The organism is Tardiphaga sp. vice154 (genome assembly GCF_007018645.1).
Lineage (GTDB): Bacteria > Pseudomonadota > Alphaproteobacteria > Rhizobiales > Xanthobacteraceae > Tardiphaga.
The window spans coordinates 1,713,733-1,735,557 of sequence record NZ_CP041399.1 but is presented as its reverse complement, the minus strand read 5'-3'; the positions used below and the strand labels follow the sequence as shown (position 1 = coordinate 1,735,557).

Annotated in this window: 20 protein-coding genes and 1 pseudogene; 11 read left to right on the top strand and 10 right to left on the bottom strand. The window is 64.6% G+C overall.

Translation table 11 applies throughout. From position 1 onward, the window contains the following. The first annotated feature begins 93 nt into the window (after positions 1-93). Complete coding sequence (locus FIU28_RS08130) at positions 94-1,554, top strand: YcjX family protein (protein WP_143572450.1); 1,461 nt, start codon at positions 94-96, stop codon at positions 1,552-1,554. Next, positions 1,551-2,582 (top strand): YcjF family protein, encoded by a 1,032-nt coding sequence (locus FIU28_RS08125; protein ID WP_143572449.1) that lies wholly within the window; start codon positions 1,551-1,553, stop codon positions 2,580-2,582. The genes FIU28_RS08130 and FIU28_RS08125 overlap by 4 nt, the downstream gene beginning before the upstream one ends. 182 nt (positions 2,583-2,764) lie before the next feature. Here the strand turns inward: FIU28_RS08125 and FIU28_RS08120 are convergent, their stop codons facing one another. Further along, entirely contained in the window at positions 2,765-4,387 is a 1,623-nt protein-coding gene (locus tag FIU28_RS08120) for a glycosyltransferase family 39 protein (RefSeq protein ID WP_143572448.1), read from the bottom strand. A gap of 94 nt (positions 4,388-4,481) precedes the next feature. Between FIU28_RS08120 and FIU28_RS08115 the strand changes: the two genes are divergently transcribed. Further along, positions 4,482-6,221 (top strand): adenylate/guanylate cyclase domain-containing protein, encoded by a 1,740-nt coding sequence (locus FIU28_RS08115; protein WP_143576104.1) that lies wholly within the window; start codon positions 4,482-4,484, stop codon positions 6,219-6,221. A 266-nt stretch (positions 6,222-6,487) separates the two neighbouring features. After that, positions 6,488-6,688, top strand: coding sequence for a cold-shock protein (locus FIU28_RS08110; protein WP_143576103.1), 201 nt, complete (start codon positions 6,488-6,490; stop codon positions 6,686-6,688). 246 nt (positions 6,689-6,934) lie between these two features. On the opposite strand, the gene FIU28_RS08105 is transcribed toward FIU28_RS08110, so the two are convergent. Then, positions 6,935-7,534, bottom strand: a complete 600-nt coding sequence (locus FIU28_RS08105) for a hypothetical protein (protein ID WP_210245490.1) — start codon at positions 7,532-7,534, stop codon at positions 6,935-6,937. A gap of 266 nt (positions 7,535-7,800) precedes the next feature. Here FIU28_RS08105 and FIU28_RS08100 point away from each other — a divergent pair, with 266 nt between their 5' ends. Beyond that, positions 7,801-9,006 (top strand): CaiB/BaiF CoA transferase family protein, encoded by a 1,206-nt coding sequence (locus tag FIU28_RS08100; protein ID WP_143572446.1) that lies wholly within the window; start codon positions 7,801-7,803, stop codon positions 9,004-9,006. 222 nt (positions 9,007-9,228) lie between these two features. Further along, positions 9,229-9,792: a fasciclin domain-containing protein gene (locus FIU28_RS08095; protein ID WP_143572445.1), complete on the top strand. Its 564-nt coding sequence runs from the start codon at positions 9,229-9,231 to the stop codon at positions 9,790-9,792. Positions 9,793-9,920: 128 nt separating this feature from the next. Here the strand turns inward: FIU28_RS08095 and FIU28_RS26365 are convergent, their stop codons facing one another. From FIU28_RS26365 to FIU28_RS08085, 3 genes are all read right to left on the bottom strand, one after another. Continuing rightward, positions 9,921-10,079, bottom strand: a complete 159-nt coding sequence (locus tag FIU28_RS26365) for a hypothetical protein (RefSeq protein ID WP_168202887.1) — start codon at positions 10,077-10,079, stop codon at positions 9,921-9,923. A gap of 12 nt (positions 10,080-10,091) precedes the next feature. Then, positions 10,092-11,531 (bottom strand): hypothetical protein, encoded by a 1,440-nt coding sequence (locus FIU28_RS08090; protein WP_246660915.1) that lies wholly within the window; start codon positions 11,529-11,531, stop codon positions 10,092-10,094. Positions 11,532-11,604: 73 nt separating this feature from the next. Continuing rightward, positions 11,605-12,531 (bottom strand): hypothetical protein, encoded by a 927-nt coding sequence (locus tag FIU28_RS08085; RefSeq protein ID WP_143572444.1) that lies wholly within the window; start codon positions 12,529-12,531, stop codon positions 11,605-11,607. A 170-nt stretch (positions 12,532-12,701) separates the two neighbouring features. On the opposite strand from FIU28_RS08085, the gene FIU28_RS08080 reads away from it, so the two are divergent. Continuing rightward, complete coding sequence (locus FIU28_RS08080; protein WP_143572443.1) at positions 12,702-13,313, top strand: glutathione S-transferase family protein; 612 nt, start codon at positions 12,702-12,704, stop codon at positions 13,311-13,313. A gap of 1 nt (position 13,314) precedes the next feature. On the opposite strand, the gene FIU28_RS08075 is transcribed toward FIU28_RS08080, so the two are convergent. From FIU28_RS08075 to FIU28_RS08055, 5 genes are all read right to left on the bottom strand, one after another. Then, positions 13,315-13,812 carry a TPM domain-containing protein gene (locus tag FIU28_RS08075; RefSeq protein ID WP_143572442.1) on the bottom strand — a complete coding sequence of 166 codons (498 nt, stop codon included), beginning with the start codon at positions 13,810-13,812 and terminating at the stop codon, positions 13,315-13,317. Then, positions 13,812-14,696 (bottom strand): TPM domain-containing protein, encoded by an 885-nt coding sequence (locus tag FIU28_RS08070; protein ID WP_143572441.1) that lies wholly within the window; start codon positions 14,694-14,696, stop codon positions 13,812-13,814. Before FIU28_RS08070 ends, FIU28_RS08075 begins: the two co-directional genes overlap by 1 nt. Positions 14,697-14,711: 15 nt before the next feature. Next, positions 14,712-15,338: a LemA family protein gene (locus FIU28_RS08065; RefSeq protein ID WP_143572440.1), complete on the bottom strand. Its 627-nt coding sequence runs from the start codon at positions 15,336-15,338 to the stop codon at positions 14,712-14,714. A gap of 134 nt (positions 15,339-15,472) precedes the next feature. Beyond that, positions 15,473-16,147: a response regulator transcription factor gene (locus tag FIU28_RS08060; protein ID WP_143572439.1), complete on the bottom strand. Its 675-nt coding sequence runs from the start codon at positions 16,145-16,147 to the stop codon at positions 15,473-15,475. Next, positions 16,148-18,484 (bottom strand): GAF domain-containing protein, encoded by a 2,337-nt coding sequence (locus tag FIU28_RS08055; RefSeq protein ID WP_143572438.1) that lies wholly within the window; start codon positions 18,482-18,484, stop codon positions 16,148-16,150. It lies immediately after the preceding gene. Positions 18,485-18,858: 374 nt separating this feature from the next. Between FIU28_RS08055 and FIU28_RS08050 the strand changes: the two genes are divergently transcribed. The 4 genes and pseudogenes from FIU28_RS08050 (at position 18,859) to FIU28_RS08035 (ending at position 21,568) form a co-directional block, all read left to right on the top strand. Then, positions 18,859-19,014: a light-harvesting protein gene (locus FIU28_RS08050; RefSeq protein WP_143572437.1), complete on the top strand. Its 156-nt coding sequence runs from the start codon at positions 18,859-18,861 to the stop codon at positions 19,012-19,014. 10 nt (positions 19,015-19,024) lie between these two features. Next, positions 19,025-19,207, top strand: a pseudogene (locus FIU28_RS27135) (light-harvesting protein); the annotation flags it as partial. 327 nt (positions 19,208-19,534) lie between these two features. Then, complete coding sequence (locus FIU28_RS08040) at positions 19,535-20,938, top strand: PucC family protein (protein WP_143576101.1); 1,404 nt, start codon at positions 19,535-19,537, stop codon at positions 20,936-20,938. Positions 20,939-20,980: 42 nt separating this feature from the next. Next, the gene (locus FIU28_RS08035) at positions 20,981-21,568 is read left to right on the top strand and encodes a hypothetical protein (RefSeq protein WP_143572435.1); all 588 of its coding nucleotides are present in this window, start codon (positions 20,981-20,983) and stop codon (positions 21,566-21,568) included. Positions 21,569-21,825 lie beyond the last annotated feature (257 nt).

Sequence of the window (21,825 nt, the reverse complement as noted above, 5' to 3'; positions counted from 1 at the left end):
GCAATATCGATATGCTTGATTTGAGCCGGGCAATCGCCACTTTCAGAGCAGCCGCTTGTCTCTTTTGTGCTCTTTTCGTGAGACCTCCCGTTCATGGCCCGCCTGTCCGAACTCGTCGAAGAAGCCCGGCTGTCCGCCCGGGCGCTGAAAGATTGTGGCGACGGCCTGTTCAATCCGACGGTGCGGCTGGGGGTCACCGGCCTGTCACGCGCCGGCAAGACGGTGTTCATTACCGCGCTGGTGCATGGCCTGACCCGCGGCGGGCGTTTCCCGGTGTTCGAATCGCTGGCCACCGGCCGGATCGCCCGTGCCCGCCTCGCCCCGCAGCCCGACGACGACGTGCCGCGCTTTGCCTATGAGGAACATCTGCGCACCCTGGTGGAGGAACGGCGTTGGCCGAACTCCACGGTGGACATCAGCGAACTCCGCCTCGTCATCGACTACCAGCGCAGCAATGGCGCCGAACGCACGCTGACGCTGGACATCGTGGACTATCCCGGCGAGTGGCTGCTCGACCTGCCGCTGCTGAACAAGACCTTCGAGGAATGGTCGGCGGAAAGCCTGTTGCTGGCGCGCGCCGGGCCTCGTGCCGAATTGGCCCGTGACTTCTTGGCGCATCTCGCGACGCTCGACCCGAACGCGCCGGAGAACGAGCAGACGACGCTGATTGCCGCAAAGCTCTTCACCGACTATCTGAGCGCCTGCCGCGACGACCGCTTCGCCATGAGCCTGCTGCCACCCGGCCGCTTCCTGATGCCCGGCAATCTTGCCGGCTCGCCGGCGCTGACCTTCGCGCCGCTCGATGTGACGGAAGGCGGCGCGCCGGATGGCTCGCTGTGGGCGATGATGCGACGGCGCTTTGAGGCCTACAAGGACGTGGTCGTGCGGCCGTTCTTCCGCGATCATTTCTCGCGGCTGGACCGCCAGATCGTGCTGGTCGATGCACTGTCGGCGTTCAACGCCGGGCCCGAGGCGCTGCACGATCTGGAAGCCGCCATGGCCGGCATCCTCGACTGCTTCCGCATCGGCCGCAGCACCATTTTCTCCTCCCTGTTCCGGCCGCGGGTCGATCGCATCCTGTTCGCGGCCACCAAGGCCGATCATTTGCACCATCTCAGCCACGACCGGCTGGAAGAGGTACTGCGGCGAACCGTCGGCCAGGCGGTGGCGCGCTCCGAACTGGCCGGCGCCGCGGTCGATGTGGTGGCGCTCGCCGCCGTGCGCGCGACCAAGGAAGCGCTGGTGCAGCGCGGGCGCGACAAGCTGCCCTCGATCATCGGCACGCCGGCGAAAGGCGAACTCGCCAATGGTGAGGCATTCGACGGCGAGACCGAGGTAGCGACCTTTCCGGGCGACCTGCCGGCGAACCTTGACGGGCTATTCGAGGGCGGCGCCTTCAGGGGTCTCTCTACCGACGCTCCGGACAAGGCCGATTATCGCTTCCTGCGCTTCCGGCCGCCCAGGTTGGTGCGCAACGGCGCCGAGGAGCCGGCGCTGCCTCACATCCGCCTCGACCGCGCGCTCCAGTTCCTGATCGGAGACAGGCTGAAATGACCGAACGTTCGACCAGGCGGCCGGCCACCTTCCGGCTCGATGATTCCCGCATCACGCTGATGGATGCCGACGACGATGCCGGCCGCCTCGGACGCGGCAGCATCCGGATCACGCCGGAAGCCGATCCGATGGCCATGCCCATGGTGATCGAAACCCCGCTGCCGCTCCGAAGTGGCTTTCGCTGGGGCACCTTGTTCTGGAGCGCGCTCGGCGGGCTGGTGCTGCTGGGCGCCGGCCTCGGCGTCACCCATCTGGTACAGGACCTGTTTGCGATCAATGACGGCCTCGGCTTTCTCGGCGTCGGCCTCGCCGCGCTCGTGACGCTGGCGCTCTGCGTCATCATCGTCCGCGAAGCGATCAGCCTGTCGCGGCTGGCGACGATCGAGAAACTGCATGCCCGCGCACTCGCCACCATCATCAGCGACGACCGCGCCGAGAGCCGCGTCATCGTGCAGGATTTGTTGAAGATCGCGCATGGCAATCCGCAACTGGCGCGGGCCCGCGCCGCGCTGCAGAACCACACCGACGACATCATCGACGGCGCCGACATGATCAAGCTCGCCGAGCGCGAGTTGATGTCACCGCTGGACATCGAAGCACGGCGGCTGGTGTCGGTCGCCGCGCAGCGCGTCTCGGTCGTCACCGCGATCAGCCCGCGCGCGCTGATCGATGTGCTGTTCGTGTTCGCCGCCGCCTTGCGGCTGGTGCGGCAGTTGGCGCGGCTCTATGGCGGGAGGCCCGGCACGCTCGGCATGATCCGGCTGATGCGCCACACCCTCTCGCACCTCGCCATCACTGGCGGCATGGCGGCCAGCGACAGCATGATCCAGCAGATACTCGGCCATGGCATCGCCGCGAAACTCTCGCAGCGGCTCGGCGAAGGCGTGCTGAACGGGTTGCTGACGGCGCGTCTGGGGCTGGCGGCGATCGACGTGACACGGCCGCTGCCGTTCACGGCGTTGCCGCGCCCGGCGCTGGCGGATCTCGCAAAGGACCTGCTGCGCAAGAAGGACGAAGAGATGCTTTGAAGCCACGACGCGCTTCTTCCTTCCTTCTCCCCTTGTGGGAGAAGGTGGCGCGGACGAAGTCCGCGTCGGATGAGGGGGAGCAATGAAGCGCGGAGCGTGCCGCGCGCCCTCACCCGTCTCGAACTGCTTCGCAGTTCGATCCACCCTCTCCCACAAGGGGAGAGGGAAGAAAGAGTGCCGCTTCAGCGCGATGCGACTTGATAGTTCGGTGAAATCCCCATCGCCAGATTCGGCCAGCGATAGAACGGCGTGCCCGGCGCAGGATTGAGTTCGGGCGTCCAGCCGGTCAGCTTCTCGATGCGGTAGGTCTTCATCGCCACGTCGCGGAACATCGTCTCGACGGTCGCCAGCGGCGCCAGCACCGCCGGGGTCGATGCCAGCAGCGAACGATCGTCGTCGGTGACCTGTGCGATGTAGAGGCCAGCATGATCCCTGATCACCGCCACACCGGGATCGCGGAAGCCGAGGAAACGGGCGCGCTGGTTGATCTGGATCACCGGTACGCGGTCTTTCAAATGCCAGCGCAGCATCGCATAGGTCCGGTAGTCCGTCGTCGCGATCCATGTCGCGCCCGATGTCTGCATCTCGGCCACCGCGCGGTCGGCCAGCGCGGCATAGCCGGCCTCGCCGCCAATCGGGTCGTTCTTGCCGATCAGATTCCACGGGCTCGCTACGCAATACAGAAACACCAGCACGACCAGCGGAATGCCGGAGGCGATGGCGCCGTAGGTCCAGGCGACGCCGGACTTCAGCATGCCCGGTGAGAATTGCCCGCGACCAATCATCGAGACGTTGATCGCCGCGGCCGCGAAGGCGGGCGGCCACAGGAACATCGGCCAGGTGTCGCCGACCCGCAGCGTCAGCGACTTCCACAGGAAGTAGCCGAACGGCACCAGCACGGCGGTTGAGAGCAGGATCGCCACCGGTTCGCGGCGGGAATATCCGCGCCAGGCGGTGAGCACGATCGCCGAGAGCACGACCGGAAGAACGATCAGCCCGACCTGGCCGAATTGCAAGCCGAGGAAATCGCCGACCGTGCGCAGCGAAATTTCATTGTTGGTGGTGGCGCGGATGAACTGGAACTTGAACGAGGCCCAGTCGTGCCCGGCATTCCAGATCAGCACCGGCGACGACACCGCAAAGGCAATCAGCACCGCCAGCCACGGATACGGGCTGCGCAGCCAGCGCCCGCGCCAGGCCGGTACCAGCATGAAAGCGAGGATGGCGGGCACCAGCATCACCACCGTCAGCTTCGACAGCAGCGCCAGCCCGGCGAACAGGCCCGCCGCCAGCCACCAGCTGTTATCGTCGCTCTCGACCAGCCGCACCAGCGACCAGATCATCGCCATCGCGAACGGGATCATCGCGACGTCCGGCGCGACCTTGGCGGTCAGGAGCCCGTAATATAGCGCTGCCTCCGGCAGCAGCACCGCCACCAGCATCGCGCGCAAATCCTGCGTCACCCGCCGCACGATGTCGGCGAGCAGGCCTTGCGTTACCAGCATGCCGACGATGCCCATGAAGCGGACGCCGAGACCGGTATCGCCGAAGATCGCCGTGCCCGCCCGAATGAACCAGGCGATCATCGGCGGATGGTCAAGGAACGACAGCACGCTCTCCTTCGACCAGGTCCAGTAATAGGCCTCGTCGGTGCGCAATTCGAACAGGCCGGCATAGACCAGCCGCATCGCGGTCAAGGCGAGCAGCAGAGCGCCGATTACCCAGAGGGCGTTGCGTGGCACGTTGCGTTCGAGCGTCAAAGGGCGGTTCGATATCGTCATCGCCGAGCTTTTGGGCGGCGCCATGCCCGCTGTCAACGTGTTGACAATGCTGGCGCAAAGCGCCGCCGACGGGCATGGTGCCCGGACCGGCCGCCCGGCTACGCCTGCCACGGATCCCATGACCGACCTCAGTGCACCGCAGCCGGTTTCCTCGCTCCGCGGCCTCGGCCTGCGGCAGCTCCGGCTCGCGTGCGGACTCGTGCTGTTCGCCTATCTGGTCAGCCACTTCCTCAATCACGCACTCGGCAACGTCTCGCTAGCTGCGATGGGCGCCGGCATCGACTGGCACATGGCGTTCTGGCAATTCAGGCCGATTGCCTATCTGTTCTATTCGGCGGCGGCTATCCATGCCGGGCTGGGCATCTGGGCGCTGTATGAGCGGCGGCAATTCCACCGCAAGGCGATCGAGCCGCTGCAATTGCTGCTCGGCCTCAGCATTCCCGCGCTCATCATCGGCCATGTCGTCGGGATGCGGCTGAGCCACGTGTTGTACGGACAGGAGCGCGGCTACGAGCAGGTCTTTTATGGCTATTGGGTGCTGGTGCCGTACCGGATGTGGCTGATCTACGCGACCATGCTGATCGCCTGGGTGCATGGCTGCATCGGGCTGTATTTCTGGCTGCGCATCAAACCGTTTTTTAGGCGCGCCGCGCCGTGGCTGCTGGCCGCCGCCGTGCTGCTGCCGACGCTGGCGATGCTCGGCCTGTATCAGGGCGGCCGCACGGTCGTGCAGCAAAGTACGTCGCCCGAATGGCAGCAGGCCAACCTGTCGCCGAAGCAGGTCGGTACCGCCGCCGAGAACGCGGCGCTGTCCGATATCAGCGACACGGCGCTGACGATCTATCTCGGCCTGCTCGGGCTGGCGCTGGCCGCGCGCGCCTTCCGCATTATCGCCGAACGCCGCACCGGCCTGATCCGGCTGTCCTATGGCGATGGCCGAACTGTCCGCGTGCCCCGTGGACTGAGCGTGCTGGAAGCCAGCCTGCGTTACCGCGTGCCGCATGCCAGCGTCTGCGGCGGCCGCGCCCGCTGCTCGACCTGCCGCATCCGCGTGATCGGCGATACCAGCGCGCTACCCGCTCCATCGCCGCGCGAGGCCTTCATCCTCGGCCGCATCGGCGCCGCCGCCGACCCGGCGATTCGGCTGGCCTGCCAGTTGCGCCCGAACACCGACCTCGACTTCCTGCAATTGCTGGCGCCCCACGCGATGTCATCCCACGCGCATGCGGCACGTCCGCAGCGCGTCGGCCAGGAGCGTTATCTCGTCAGCATGTTCATCGACATGCGCGGCTCGACGAAACTGGCCGAACACCGGCTGCCGTTCGATACCGTGTTCATCGTCAACCGCTTTCTCGCGGCGGTATCGCAGGCGGTGAGCGATTGCGGCGGCGAGCCGAACCAGTTCGTCGGCGACGGCGAACTGGCGCTGTTCGGCCTCGCCTGCGATCCGCCGACCGCCTCGCGCCAGGCGCTGCGCGCGGCGGCGATGATCGCGACCAATATCGAAGAGCTGAACGAGGCCATGAAGCACGACCTGCCGGACCCGATCCGCTTCGGCATCGGCATTCACGGCGGCGAAGTCATCATCGGCGACATCGGCTATCGCGACCATATGGTGTTCACCGCGCTCGGCGACTCCGTGAACGTCGCGGCAAGGCTGCAGGACCTCACCAAGAACCTCGGCTGCGAGCTCATGGTATCGCAGGACGTCTGCGCGATGGCCGGCCTGCAGGCCAGCGACCTTCCCGCCGCGCAGCAGGTCGCCATCCGCGGCCGGATCGAGCCGATGCTGGTGCAGGCGATGGCCGACGCACGACAGCCCGCCGCATTGGTCACAGACACGGCGGCAGCTGCCTGACACGCATCGCCCGAGCGAGCGCCACAACCTTTCGCAACCGCGAAGGTTTATGCCGCACTGCGTGCGAAGTGCTTTCAGGCGCGTCAAAACGCCTCAAAACTGGGCTAAATCGCTAAAAAAGCGAAAATACCGGCGTGTTTCGTCGATTTTTGCACGTCGTTTCCGCTATCACACTTGGCAGGGAGCAGTTATCGTGCGCATGTCGGATATGCCGGTTTGCGGGGACCGACAATTCGTTATTTTTTTTATCCCGCGGAGACGACGTGATGGCTAAAGGTACTGTGAAGTGGTTCAACGCCACCAAGGGCTTCGGTTTTATCCAGCCCAGCAATGGCGGCAAGGACGTGTTCGTTCATATTTCGGCAGTCGAGAAGGCTGGTCTTTCTTCGCTGAACGAAGGGCAGACCGTTGAATACGAGGAAGTCGCGAACCGCGGCAAGACCTCGGCTGAAAACCTCAAGGTTTGATGCGACGGCGTGATCCGGATCGCTCCCTCGATTAATCCAGGCCAGTCTCCGAGAAGATCACGTTTCAACAACTTAGAGCGCATTCGGCAAGAGCGGTTACCCCAAAGGTTTCCTCTCTTGCACGCAATGAGGTTCTCGCAGGTCCACGCAGGTTGCGCTAATTCGATCCGCGGGGTGCGCTCTACCCTAATTTGAAGTCCACGCGTCTGCTTCGGCAGCGCGTCGGCGCTCAGCGCCCCTCCTCTCCTAGTTTTCCTTGACCCATTGATCTGCCGGCTTGACGTCGGGCGCCTGCGCGTAACCGCGCGTCCACAGGTCGACCACCCATTCGCCACGCGTCGCGCGGTCCAGCAGCACGGCGGTGTTGTGCGGGGTCTGCAGCGCCAGCGGGTTGCCGCGGTAGCGCGGATTTCCCACGTCATGATGCTTCAGCAGGCCCCAGTCCTGCAGGATCAAGAGCAGGCTGGTCACGTTGCGCGTGGTGTCCCAACAATCGAAATTATGCTTGTCGTCGAAATAGCGGATGTCCGCATTGGCGATGCGCTTGTCGGTGCCGATCACCGGCCCGACGCGGCGATCGAACCAGATCACCGCTTTCTGCACAGCCGCGCGCTCCGCCACGGCCGACGCTTTGCCAGTGGCCATGATCTTGGTCAGCGCCGCTTTGTCGCCGGGGCCGAAATCCAGGATATGGCGGCGTCGGCAGACGAAGCCATAGCAGACCGTCATCGAATCCGCCGACGGCGGATAGATCGACACCGAGGTGTAGAGTTCGCTGATCCCCGGGCTCAGTTCGACCGCGCGCGCGGCCGGGGTGCCGCCAAGCGTTGCAGCGATCGCCAACATGCACGCAGCCAGGGCGCTGCGCCTTCCCAGAACCGATACTCGCATGATCGACAGCTTCCAACGTGATGAGTGGAGCTGAAACTAACGCAGCGCCCGATCCCTGCCAAGCGGCGGCCGGCCGCCGCGTTTTGCGCACGGCAGCCCGCCGCGTCCGCATGTTGCATCGTTGCAGCGAGATGGTTCAAATGCGCCGCCAAATTCGATCTTGCCTCAGAAGCGAACGAATTCCGGTGGACGGCAATCACAATAATCTTCGGGAGTGAGACATGGACGACGGTATCTTCGCGGGCCTCAAGGTTCTGGATTGCGCGAGCTTCATTGCCGCGCCGGCCGCGGCCACCGTGCTGTCCGATTTCGGCGCCGACGTCATCAAGATCGAGCCGCCCGGCGCCGGCGATCCCTACCGCAACCTGCCCAACCTGCCCGGCTATCCCAAGAGCGAGCACAACTACGCGTGGATGATGGAGAGCCGCAACAAGAAGAGCCTGGCACTCGACCTCGCGAAACCCGAAGGACAGGCCGTGCTCTACAAACTCGTCGCCGAGGCCGACGTGTTCATCACCAACTTTCCGCCGCCGGTGCGGGCGCGCCTGAAGATGGCCTATGCCGACCTTTCGCCGCTCAACGAGCGGCTGGTCTATGCCTGCTTCACCGGCTACGGCGACCTTGGCGCGGAGGCGAACAAGCCGGGTTTCGACTCCACGGCGTGGTGGGCCCGCTCCGGCCTGATGGACCTGGTTCGCGCCGACGACGACACCACACCGGCGCGCTCGGTCGCGGGAATGGGCGACCACCCCTGCGCGATGGCATTGTTCGGCGCCATCGCCATGGCGCTGTACAAGCGCGAGCGGACCGGGAAGGGAAGCCAGGTCAAATCCAACCTGATGGCCAACGGCGTGTGGTCCTCCAGCGTGCTGGCGCAAGCCAAGCTGGTCGGCGCGACATTCGAAAAGCGCCGGCCGCGCGAGCGCGCGCTGAACGCCGTTACCAACCACTACAAATGCCGCGACGGCCGCTGGATCATGCTGTCGCTGCTCAACGAGGAGAAGCAGTGGCCGGTGCTGACGCGCGCGCTCGGACGCGACGACCTGACCAACGATCCTCGCTTTGCCACCAAGCCGGATCGCCACGCGCGCTCGCTCGAACTCATCGCAGTGCTGGACGAGGTGTTTGCGACGCGCGACTGGCCGGACTGGCGCGCGCGGCTCGACGGCCAGGGACTGATCTTCGGCGTCGTCGGCATTCTCGACGACATTCCGGACGATCAGCAGATGAAGGACAACGACGTGCTGATCCCGTTCGAGGATTCCAGCCTGATGACCATCAACAGTCCGATCTGGGTCGAAGGCAGTGCCAAGAAGAAACCGCGGATGCCGCCCTCGGTCGGCCAGCACAGCGACGAGATCCTGCGCAGCGCAGGCTTCGATGATGCCGCGATCGCCGCCTTGCGAGCGACGGGTACGGTGGGCTGATAGGTTCACCTGCTGCACGGGCGTCGATTATACGTCGCGTTCGCCAAAGAGTTTCAGATCGTTCCAAATCACCGCCGATTCGGCGGTGATTTTCGTTTGTGAAACCGTTTGTGCCGGTCCGCGTAGCTGCTGAAGACAACGCGACAGCGCTTCGCTGCAAAACTCGATCAGTCCGCTCGCGAATTCTCGCCGGCGTTTTGAAGTACAAATGGAGACAATCAAATGTCCAAGCGTATTGCCCTGCTCTCTTTCGCCGCCTTCAGCACGCTGATGATTTCCGCGAGCTTCCTGCAGCCCGCAACCGCCAAGATGATGAAAGGCGAGAATACCGTGATGGTCGGCGGCGCGCCGATGTACCCGTCGAAGAACATCATCGAGAACGCCGTCAACTCCAAGGATCACACCACGCTGGTCGCAGCCGTGAAGGCCGCGGGCCTCGTCGACACTCTGGCGGGTCCGGGTCCGTTCACCGTGTTCGCGCCGACCAACGCCGCGTTCAACAAGCTGCCCAAGGGCACCGTCGCTACACTGGTGAAGCCTGAAAACAGGGCGACGCTCACCAAGATCCTGACCTACCATGTCGTCGCCGGCAAGATGAACGCAGCCGACCTCACCGACGGCAAGAAGCTAACCACCGTCGAAGGCGAGCAGCTCACCGTGAAGCGCAGCGGCGGCAAGGTGTTCATCGTCGATGCGAAGGGCGGCATGTCGCGGGTCACCATTGCCGACGTCAACCAGTCGAACGGCGTGATCCATGTCGTCAACACCGTGCTGATGCCTGGCTAAGAGGTTCCTGAATTCTTTGACTTCAAGAGTGTCCCCGGAGAGATCCGGGGACGCTTTTTATTGCCGTACTCACAGGAGCGCGAAGGCGCACTTGCGCCGTGTCCCCCCTCCTGATCCTTTCGGTGCCTCTATCGCGCCAGCAGCCAGCCGAACACGGCGAGCGCGACCAGCACCGTGATCGCGATGGCCCAGGTGCTGACGCGAACATCGCCGCTGGTCTGACGTGCGCTTTCGTTGTCGACGATGGCGACGTTACGCTCCTTGGTGTCCTTGTCGGCCTCGTTCATCGCGCGCTCGTTCTACTGGACGAAACACATGCCGAAGCGGGACGCCATGTCGGCGCCGACCGGCTGACACGACAATCCCTCGGCACAATTCCACGCCGCAAAGCTGGCATCATTGTCGATCGGTTGCGGCCGGTAGCACGTCGCGCCCCAGCCATCGAGCATGGCGGTGCCGGCAAGCCCCGTGCTGCGCCGCGCCTGCGGACGATCGGAGAAGCCGCGTGAAAAATCCGGCGCCACGCCGTCGCGCAGCGCGACCAGAATATAGCGGCGGCGCGGCTGATCGCCGTTGAAATGCGGCGACATCGCCACCGTCGCAGGCGACGCCGCGTCACCGCCGGGGAAGTGAAAGCCGCCGATGCCGCGGACCTGATGGCAGCCGCCGCAACCGATGTCGCCGAGCCGCCGGACAAAGCCTGCCGGCGAATGGATGTTCTGCAGCACGACGCCGCGCGAGGCGACCGCCGCCAGTGCCGCCACGATATCGCCGTCGCTGAACACGGCATTGCTGCCGGCGTGGTCGGACTGCATCAGGCCGAATGATGGCTGCAGGCTCGACCGCGCCATGCCGGCCGGGGTCGAGGCCACCGAGCTTGTGGCGAGAAATTCCTCCGGGATGACGACCGTGCCGGCGTCGAAAGCCGCCAGATGATCGGGCGTCAGCAGCCACGTCCTGAACGCGCGGGCGAGGTCGGCGTCGGCCAGCAGCCGCTCGGCGTCGATCTGGTTTTCCATCGCCGCCTCGGCAAAGGCGGCGCCCGGCGCGCCCCGGCGAAACACCTTCTGCAGATAGTGGGTGCGAAATTCGCGGGTGGCCGATCGCGGCGCATGCGCAATCTGCAGATTGATCTCCAGGCGGTCGATATGATCCGGCGTCAACGTCGCCAAAGGCGCGTCCGACGACAGCCAGCGTCGCGCGATCTCCGCGCAATTTTGCGCATCGCCGGGCTGCCTGGCGCGCAGCACCAGGTTCAGCGTCATCGGCAACCGGGACGGCGCGCCCTCGCCGTTCCCCATCAGCCGATAGATCAGCCGGATCTCGCCGCAGGTCTCGGGCGCGACAAAGGCGCGGTCCATGCGATTGACGACGCCGGTCAATACGAAGCGGGTATCGGCCGCGTAGAGTTGCGCTTCGTCGAAGAGCTGGACATCGTACGACGCGCCGACGCCGAGGCTCTCGCCGGGCCGCGTCGCTTTGTGGCGCTCAACATAGCGGGTGAATTCGGCCTCCAGCGCGCGGCGCAGCGGGGCCAGCGCGGGCTGCGCGAACAGCACGTCATTCGTCAGGGGTGGATTGCGCGACGCAGCCAGCATCCGGCCGAGACCAAGGTCCCCATCATCCAGTTTGCGCAATGTGTGCGGATCGGTGATGGCGAGCCCCTGCGCGGGCTCAGCCTGAATGAAATTCGGCACCATTGCGCAGATCAGGACGATGAAAGCGAAGCGATATCGCACGGGCGTTTCCGGATCGTGCCTGCCTCACGCCGGCACGATACCGAAAAGCTAGCCTAAAAACCCCGTCCCCGCATCAGCGCGCGACGACCAGGCCCTTGCTGGTGACGACGACCCAGCGGCCGTCCTGCTTGCGGATCGCATCGATGCGGCCGAGGCCGGGGACCGGATCGCCGGCATAGACCTCGAACACGCCCGAGCGGCCTTCGATGGTGGCGCCGCCATTGCCGACGTCGAGCAGGTTCCAGCCTTCCACCGTCGGCAACCGGGCGACTTCCGGCTTCGGCGCCGGCGTGGGCACCGGTGCCGAAATCGAGCCGGTGACTTCCCTGGCAGGCACGGATGCCACCGGGGACAATACGGGCGCCGGCGCCGGGCGCTGCTTCTCGACGGTCTCGCCGAGCTTGGCGACCGTCTCGCTGAGCTTGGCCACCGTATCGCTCAGCTTGGCGACGGTGTCGTTCTGGCGGGCGATTTTGGCATTGGGCTCGGCCTGGGCTTTCTCGACCCGGTCGAGGCGGTCCGTGGTCTTGCCGATCTGGGCGGCGCTCTGCTTGCCGTTGCGCTCGGTGCTGATCTTCAGCGCGGCGATATCGGCATCGATCCGCATCACCTGCTCCTCCAGCGCGCGGCTGGCGGTGTTGCTGCTATCGTCGCGGCCGAACATCTGGCTGATGCCTGCCGTGGCCAGCGAGCCGCCGATGGCGCCGGTGATCGCAGCCAGCGCAATGACCATCGCCACCGCGGAGATCCGGCGCTGGCGCGGCGCGGCCTCGGCGTGGGTGTCGGGATCGCGGTCGGCTTCCTTGACGAAATCCTCCCAGGTGCGCTCGCGCTGCGGCGACATGATCATGATCTTGCTGGCGGTGTGCGGCGACTTGACCTTCGGCGCCTCGATCCGCGGCGTCCCGGACTGCTCGGGCACCAGCTTCGGCGAGTCGACATGGGCCGCGTCGGAGGCAGCATCGTGGGGTTCGCTGGAATGGGTCGGGGTGTCGCTCACGGCAAATGCTCCGGAAAGGATGAACCATTTGGTAACTTTCATTGCTTGCCAAATCCTTACCGGCCGCCGCGGTTACCAAAATTTCACCTGTTGCCCCGGCCCGGGCGCCGCTTGACGACGCCGCTCCGATTTCGTCAAAAAGCGTTCAACAAGGTTCAGGGAGAACGCGCGTGAAACTGTACGATTCGATCGGGCCCAATCCGCGCGTGGTGCGAATGTTTCTGGCCGAAAAAGGCCTCGGCATGCCGGTGCAAAGCGTCGATCTGGCGGCGGGCGAGAACCGCGAAGCGGCGCACCTGGCGCGCAATCCGCACGGCCAGATGCCGACGCTGCAACTCGACGATGGCAGCTTCCTGTCGGAAACCGTGGCGATCTGCGAATATCTCGAAGAGGTCCAGCCCGCGCCTGCGCTGATCGGCAGCACGGCGGCCGAGCGCGCCGAAGCGCGGATGTGGCGGCAGCGGATCGACCTCAACATCTGCCAGCACATCGCCAACGGCTATCGCTTCAGCAAGGGACTGCCGCGCTTCGAACGCCGCATCGTCTGCGTGCCGGAGGGTGCCGAGGGATTGAAGAACATCGCCGCGGACCGGTTGCGCTGGCTCGATGGCCAGATGGCCGGACGGACCTATCTGTGCGGCGATCGTTTCACGGTGGCCGACATCGTGCTGTATTGCTGGCTGGATTTTGCCGGACAGGTCGATCAGCCGCTGGATCCCGCCAATGCCAACCTGGCGTCATGGTTCGCACGCGTCGCCGAACGGCCGTCGATCAGGGCGTAATCTACAGAATAACCGGCGCGTCGGGCAATTCGTTGGCGGCAGCCCCGTCACGCGGGAAATGCGTGGCCAGATGCTGCGTCACGGCGGCGATTCCGCGGATGACACCGCGCTCGAAATGGCCGGCACGGAATTCGGCCTCCATCGCCTGGCAGATCGCTTCCCAGCCGGCCGCGCCGACATGCGCGTCGATGCCGCGATCGACCACGATCTCGACGTCGCGGTCGGCCAGCAGGAGATAGATCAGCACGCCATTATTGTGCTCGGTGTCCCAGATCCGCAGTTGCGAGAAAACGTCGATCGCCCGCTCGCGCGCCGACTGGTCGCGGAACAAGGGCGCGCCGTCGAGCGCGCCTTCGACCACGAAGCGGATCTGGCCGGCGTGGCTGGCCTCAGAGGCCCGGATGGCCTGCTCGATCGCCGCCAACGCCTGCGGCGGAAACGCGTTGCGGACCCGCGAGCGGTTGCCGAGCAGATGCTTCGTGATCCGTGCGATTGACATCACCAATTCCCCGATGCGCCGCCGCCGCCGAAACTGCCGCCGCCGCCACTGAAGCCGCCACTGCTGCTGCTCGACGAGCCAGACGACCACGATCCGCCACTGCCCCCGACATAGCCGCCGCCACGCCCGCCGCCGCCGCCCATGAAGCTATCGGCGACCAGGGTGAAAACAAATGCGATGATGCCCGCGACACCGGCCAGCAAGGCCGTGCCGATCAGCATCCAGACCACCAATGCGGCCAGCCCGCCGGTCGCGATCGAGCCGTACAGGCGGCCAAAGATGGTGCGCAGGATGCCGCCGCCGATCAGCACGCCGAACAGCAGGAACGGCCCGAACTCTTCGAGTTGATTGACGAAGTTCGTCGTCGGCTGCCGCACCTCAGGCGCCGGCAGCGGTTCGCCATCGATCACTTTCAGGATCGCATCGGTGCCGGCGGTGATGCCGCCGGCGAAATCGCCGGTCCTGAATTTCGGCGTGATGATCTGGTCGATGATGCGCTTCGACGTGACGTCGGTCAGCGCGCCTTCGAGGCCGTAGCCGACCTCGATGCGCAGCTTGCGGTCGTCCTTGGCGATCACCAGGATCGCGCCGTCATCGACCTTCCTGCGGCCGATCTTCCAGGCTTCCGCCACCCGGATCGAGAACTGCTCGATTGATTCCGGCGCGGTGGTCGGCACGATCAGCACCGCCACCTGGCTGCCCTTGCGGGCCTCGAAGGCGCGGAGCGTGGCGTCGAGCGCCGCCTGCTCGCTCTGGCTGAGCGTCATGGTGCGATCGACCACGCGACCGCTGAGCGGCGGCACCGCGACATCGGCAGAAGCCATGGCGCTGCCTAACAGCAGCAGCGCCAGCAGGCTAGCGCAGAGCGCCCTGATCACGGTCATGCGCCTGCCGCCCGCCTATTTGGCAGGTGCGGGGACGGCTGGTGCCGGCGCCGGCGCGTTGAAGTCAACCTTCGGCGCGGTCGAGATTTCGCCTTCATTGGCCACCGAGAAGTTCGGCTTTTCCTTATAGCCGAAGATCATCGCCGTGATGTTGTTCGGGAAGGTGCGGACGCCGACATTATAGTCCTGCACGGTCTTGATGTAGCGGTTGCGCGCCACGGTGATGCGGTTTTCGGTGCCTTCGAGCTGCGACATCAGGTTGGTGAACAATGCGTCGGACTTGAGCTGCGGATAGTTCTCGGTGACCACCAGCAAACGCGACAGCGCGCTCGACAGCTCGCCCTGCGCGGCCTGGAATTTCTGCAGGGCGGCGGGATCGTTGACGACTTCCGGCGTGGCCTGGACGCTGCCGACCCGGGCGCGCGCATTGGTAACGCCGAGCAGCACATCCTTCTCCTGCTGCGCAAAGCCCTTCACGGAATTGACCAGATTGGGCACCAGGTCGGCGCGCCGCTGATACTGGTTGACCACCTCGGACCACGCCGACTTGACCTGTTCGTCGGTCGTCTGGATCGCGTTGTAGCCGCAATTGGTCAGACTTAGGGTGGCCAGCGCGGCCAGCACCGTGAAAAACTTACGCATCGAATTCTCCTGAAATCAGTTTGCCGAGCACTCGCTGCACGGGCCTTAGCATAGCAGAGATGACAGACGGGCAACAATCGGCTGCGCCATACAGGGGGTCACCGGCCGCGCGGGAACTCACCCGACCCGTGGCCTCAGGGTGTGCCGAGCCAACCCTGGGCGATGGCGTAATGGATCAGTTCGACCCTGCTCTGGAACCCGAGCTTGTGCATGTAGCGGGTCTTGTACGTCTCGACGCTTTTGACGCCAATGTTCAGTCTCAGCGCGATCGTCTTGGAACTGTAGCCGGCCGCCGTCAGGCCTGCGACTTCGACTTCACGCGAAGAGAGTTCGATCTTCGTCAGCGCACCGGTCCGGATCGGCAGTTGTCGGGCTGCGGAACCGACGGCGCGGCCGGCGATGGCTGGATCGAGATACACCCCTCCCGAGGCCACCGCATGGATCCCGCGGTTCAGCTCTTCAGTCGCCGTGCGCTTGAGAAGGTAGCCGGCCGCGCCGATTTCGAGAGCCTGCCGGAGATAGGCGGCGTCCTCGTGCACCGTTAACAGCAGCACGCGGCAGGTCGGACAGGCGGCGATCAGCTTCTTTGCCACGTCGATGCCGTTCATTCCCGGCATCGAGAGATCGAGCACCGCCACGTCGGGCTTGAGTTCGACCGCGCGGCGCAACGCCGTTGGTCCATCCAGGGCGTAGCCGACGAGGTCGAGCTGCTCGTCTTCGGCGATCAGGGCCTTGATGCCGTCGAGCACGATCGGATGATCGTCGGCAAAGAACACGCGCAGGCGTTCAGATGGCTGAGAGGATGTCATCTAGATTGGAATCCTGACAAAAACGGTGGTGCCGCGGCCGGGCGACGATTCGATCTCCAGCGTGCCGCCGACCAGGGCGAGGCGCTCGCGAATGCCCAGCAGACCGAGTCGCAAGGCGGGACTGTTCCCATTCTCGTCGTAGTTGGCCGGAAAACCGCGCCCATTGTCCTCGACAATCAGACTTGCCTGGCCGTCCGCGACGGCAAACATCACGCCGACATTGCTGGCCTCCGCATGGCGCACGACGTTGGCCAGGGTCTCCTGCAGAACCCGGTACAGCGCGGTCTCCGCGGGCTTCGGCAGACGCACGTCCATCGGCGACAGATGCAGGTAGTATTTGGTCGAGGTCGTTTCGCTCCAGCTTTCCAGCAGGCTTTCAATCGCCTTCTGTATTCCCAGGTCGTCGATGGATGACGGGCGAATTTCCGTGGCAAGGCGGTTGACGTCGAGGCCGAGGCTGGTGGCGAGCTTCTTCATGGTGTTCAGGCGCTGCTGAACCCTGTCGCCCGCCGGCACTTCCTGGCCGATGGCCTGCAATCCCAGCTGCAGCATGGCCAGCGATTGCCCCAGCGTGTCGTGCAGTTCACGGGCGATGTGCTGCCGTTCCGTCTCCTGGTCCGTCACCATGCGGCGCAGCACCTGGGTGAGATCGCCTTCCACGGCCGCGCGCAACTCGGTCTCTTTGCTGAGCGCCAGCGCCAGGCGTTCGGATTGCGCCAGGCGTTCGTTCAATTCACTGGTCAGCCGCTCCTGCCGGATCCGGGCCGCCTCGCGCTCCCGCGCGATCTGGTCGATCCGGCTCAGGACGACTTCGAGCAGCGCCAGCCTCAGCCGGTGCGCCGCCTCGATTTCCGCTCCGAGCCAGGGCGTTGCGTGCAACCGTCTCTCTTCCTGCCACAGCGCAAAACTGTTGCGCGGCGTCAGCACCTGGCAATCGGATGCATCCTCGACGAACTTGTCCGGCCTGCCGGCCCAGTTCACGGTCTGAACCAGTTCAGGTCGAAACCAGAGCACGTAGTCGCGTGGATTCCTGGATACCGAAAGCGCCAGCAATCCACTGGCAACGCCGGCAAAGCGTTCTGCCGGAGGATAGATCAGCGCCAGATGGTCGGTATGGAAGACGCCTTCCTTGACCGTCGCGTTCAGCCAGCCAACCATCGCCTCGATCTCGGCCGGCGGCGGCGTCGCGCCGATCGTGGTGAACTGGCCGTCCATCCACAGACCAACCCCGCCGGCAGGAACGAGATCCAGCAAATTCGGCCGAAAGCGAACAAGACCCGCGGCGAGTTCGGACTCACGACTCATGTGATTGAGTAGTTCTTCATGAATTTGCCGGCTACGCTGCTCGGTCTTGAAGCTCTCGCCGGCGGCCCTGCCCTCGAGTTGCGATGAGACCATCTCGGCGAACAGTCCGCAGGCCTCGCGCAAGCTGTAGGGCAGATAGCGAGGCGCGCTGTGGTGACAGGCAATCAAGCCCCAGAGCCGGCCTTGCATGATGATCGACATCGACAGCGAGGCTACGACACCCATATTGGCCAGATACTGGCAATGCACCGGCGAAACGCTGCGGATCACGCTGCTACTGAGATCGAGCGACAGGACGCTGGATGCTCCCGGCTCTGACAAAATCGGCGCCGGCGAATAGCGGGCATCCGGGATCGCCCGCAGCCAGTTCAGCCGATACAATTCGCGCGCCTGCTTGGGAATGTCGGATTCCGGGTAATGCAGACCGAGGAAGGACCCGGCGCCGGGGGCCGTGGCCTCGGCCACCACCTCCCCGCTGCCGTCGTTTAGAAAACGATAGAGCATCACGCGGTCGAAACCGATGACACGACGTACTTCGTCGGCAATCGACTGACAGAAGCCGCTGCTGCTTTCGGCCTGTTGAACCCGGTGCAGCATCGCGCGAATGACGGCCAGCGGGTTGTCGGGCGCCGGCTCGCGCCGCGGATCGAACTCCACCACCAGCAGTTCGCCGCTGTGGTAGACAATCACGTCGCAGTTCGCCGAGCGTCCTGCTTCATATGCGATACTGAACGTATGCACGGCGCGCGGCTGGCCAACCTGCTTGGCCAGGGCGGATAGTCTTGCTACTTGCGGGCTGGAAAATACCTGACCCGCGTGCTCGCCGAGCAGCGATTGCGGTAAAACGCCCAGCAAACCCTGCGTATCGCCGCCGGCATGGACGATCCGGAGATCCCGGTCGAGCGCCAGCAGCGCGCCATGAGGCTGCACCGCGCCGGGCGTATGGATCGGCTCGCGGTCGCACAGCGTCAGCGCCGCCGCATCGAAGGCGGTCGAGAGAGATGATGGTCCGCGGTCGAGAATAAGGTCCATCGTTCACCGCCCCGTCGGTTGGCAGCGAGGGGGAAAGCCCATTTCGACGCAAATCCTGACGTCAGTAAATCGCATGACAATTATCGCCCCGTAGGGAATTTACCGGACAAGATCACGTGTCAATTACAATTGACGACACTTTACGTAAGGTAGAATTTACATTCAAGTTCCGTATCAGCGCGACCTTATGAATCGGAACGGCGACCACCGATAGTCAACGTCTGGCTGATGCAGCCAAGCGATCGGCTATCTGTGCTCGGATGAATAGCGATCTGTAGCATCAAGGCGAACGAATGCGTCCGCCCTGGCGAAAAGGTCGAAGCCCGGTGCGGGTTCAGCACTGATCAACCTGACAGACTTCCAGGAGGTACGTAATGGCAGATGATGTCAACAGAGTTTGGCCAACCGGTCTGACGATCCCGGAATCGGAAGAACTACACAAGCACGTCATCGACGGCGCCCGCGTGTTCTTCGTGATTTCGGCGTTCGCGCACCTGCTTGCCTACATCTATTCGCCCTGGCTGCATTGAGGGGGTCGACATGAATCAAGGTAGAATTTGGTGCGTGGTGAATCCCACAGTCGGCCTGCCGCTGTTTCTGGGTAGTGTCGCGGTGACATCTCTCATCGTGCATTACTCGGTCCTGACGCATTCGAACTGGTTTGGCGCCTTTCTGGAGGGAGGAAAATCCAAGAAGGCAGCATCGCTGGAGGAATCCGTGTCTCCAGTCGCCCTGACCAACCGGGCCGTGCCGGGCTATGTCATCTCGGTCGCACCCGCTGCGGACACCGCCAGGCTCGGCACTTCCTTCGTCGTCACGGTCGCGCCCGCTCCAGCGCAGGCGCAGACTGTGACCGGTGATGCGTCGATGCGTCCGTTCGACAAGGTCTCGCTCGCCACCCTCGCCCCATCAGACGAAAAGTGAACGAGCACTTTTCGCGGATATGAAAACGATCCGGGATCCACGGGTCCCGGCCATTTTCGCGGCGGAGCGGCAGGGCGCTTGGCTGCTTCGACGCATCTGCCGGGGTGCATCAGAGATTCTGAGATGATGAATCGCGTAAGTCAAAAACTGATGAAAACCTGGATCGGCCTGGGCTCGCGCTTTCTGCCGTTCGCGGACGCCGCCACGCCCGATTTGCCGCTGTCGCGGCTGCTGAGGCTGTCGCTATTTCAGGTCTCGGTCGGCATCTCGCTGGTGCTGCTGATCGGCACCCTGAACCGGGTCATGATCGTCGAGCTCGGCGTGCCCGCTTCGCTGGTCGGCGTGATGTTGGCGATGCCGCTGATCTTTGCACCGTTCCGTGCCCTGATCGGATTTCGTTCCGACACCCACCGGTCCGAACTGGGCTGGAAGCGTGTGCCCTTCATCTACAAGGGCACGATGCTGCAGTTTGGCGGCCTGGCCATCATGCCGTTCGCCTTGCTGGTGCTTTCCGGCGGCGGCAATGCCGGCAACGCACCGGCCTGGATCGGCCAGCTCGGCGCTGCGCTTTCCTTCCTGCTCGTCGGCGTCGGACTGCACACGACCCAGACCGTCGGCCTCGCGCTGGCCACCGATCTCGCGCCGCTTGAGTCGCAGCCCAAGGTCGTCGGGCTAATGTATGTGATGTTGCTATTAGGGACCATCGCGAGCGCGCTGCTGTTCGGCCTGATGCTCGCAGATTTCAGCCCGGCGCGCCTGATCCAGGTGATTCAGGCCTCGGCGGTCGTCACCATCGTGCTCAACGCCGTGGCGCTCTGGAAGATGGAACCGCGCAGCCGATCGACGAAGACCGCAACTCGCCAGCCGACGTTCCAGCAATCCTGGGACAGCTATATCAGCGGCGAACAGTCGATGCGACGCCTCATAGCGGTCGGCCTGGGCACCATGGCCTTCACCATGTCGGACGTCCTGCTCGAACCCTATGGCGGGCAGATCCTGCAACTGACCGTGGCGGACACGACCAAGCTGACCGCAGCCCTGGCCGCTGGCGGGCTGTGCGGCTTTGGTCTGGCGTCGCGGATCCTGAGCCGCGGCTACGATCCGTTCCGCATGGCCGGCTACGGCGTGCTAGTCGGCATTCCGGCGTTCGCTGCGGTCATTCTCGCCGCACCATTTTCCTCGGCGCTGCTGTTCAGCGCCGGCACCCTGTTGATCGGTTTCGGCGCCGGGCTGTTCGGTCATGGCACGCTCACTGCCACCATGAACTTTGCCCCGCCGGGCCAGACCGGACTGGCGCTCGGCGCGTGGGGAGCCGTACAGGCCTCGGCGGCGGGCGTGGCCATCGCGCTCGGTGGTATCATTCGCGACATCGTTGCAACCCTCGCTCCCGAGACCCCTCTGGGCGCAGCGGCTGGATATGTTTCCGTGTACTCCCTTGAGATCTGTTTGCTGATGGCTACGTTGATAACGATGGCCGGAATACGCTACCGCGGCCAGGCCTGTGCAGAGCCTGCCGCAATCGAAGGATGACGCCGAAACCTGGGTGCGACCGCATCGGAACGGGAAAAAACCATGAGCCAGACGATCAGCCGGATGTACGAATTACCGGAGCAGGCGGTGAACGCGAAGGCGGCACTCGAGCGAGAAGGCTATTCGGACGTTCATCTGGCATTGTCCAGCGGCGCCAATGGTCCCATGGAGGATCTCGTCGCGGAGATCACCAAGGGCAATGTTCTGAAGGCCCATGCACGGATCTATGCGGGGGGCCTCGCGCGGGGCGGATCGCTCGTAACCGTCCATGCAGCGTTCGGCGGTGCCGCCAAAGCCATCCGCATCCTCGACATGTTCAGCCCGATTGCCTCCGGCATTGCCGAACCGGAAGACCGCCCAATGCTATGGGACGAGGCGACGCCGATGTCGTGCGCCCTGCAGATGCCGGTGTTGCTGGACGACGCAGCGCCATTCTCCCGATTCTGGGGGCTGCGGACGCTTTCATCCCCCTCCTTCTCGCTATCGGCCCTGTTGGGCATCAAGCTGTTGAGCGGGTTCGGGTCCCGCCACTCGTCCTTTGGCCTGCCGCTACTGATGGACAAAGCGGCGCCGCTGTCCTCACTGCTGGGTCTTCCGACATTGATCAAGCAGCAACCATCGCATCGGTAGCTGAGCGGCAAGCGACGCCTTCGCGTCAGCCGGCGATCGGCGGATGGTGCGCAGGCACTCGCCGGTGGCCCTGCCCTCACGGTTCGCGACCGGCCGCAGGGTGTTCGGGCGCGTCGCTCGAGCCGGTCGCACATCCGGCCTGTAGACACAGCTCCAGCACCGCCCACTCGCAGCATCGGGTGTTTGGCCGCGCCGTGCGGCAGGATCGCGTCGGCCCGCCTGACGAAACCGAGCGCGGCACGATGGCGATTGCGACG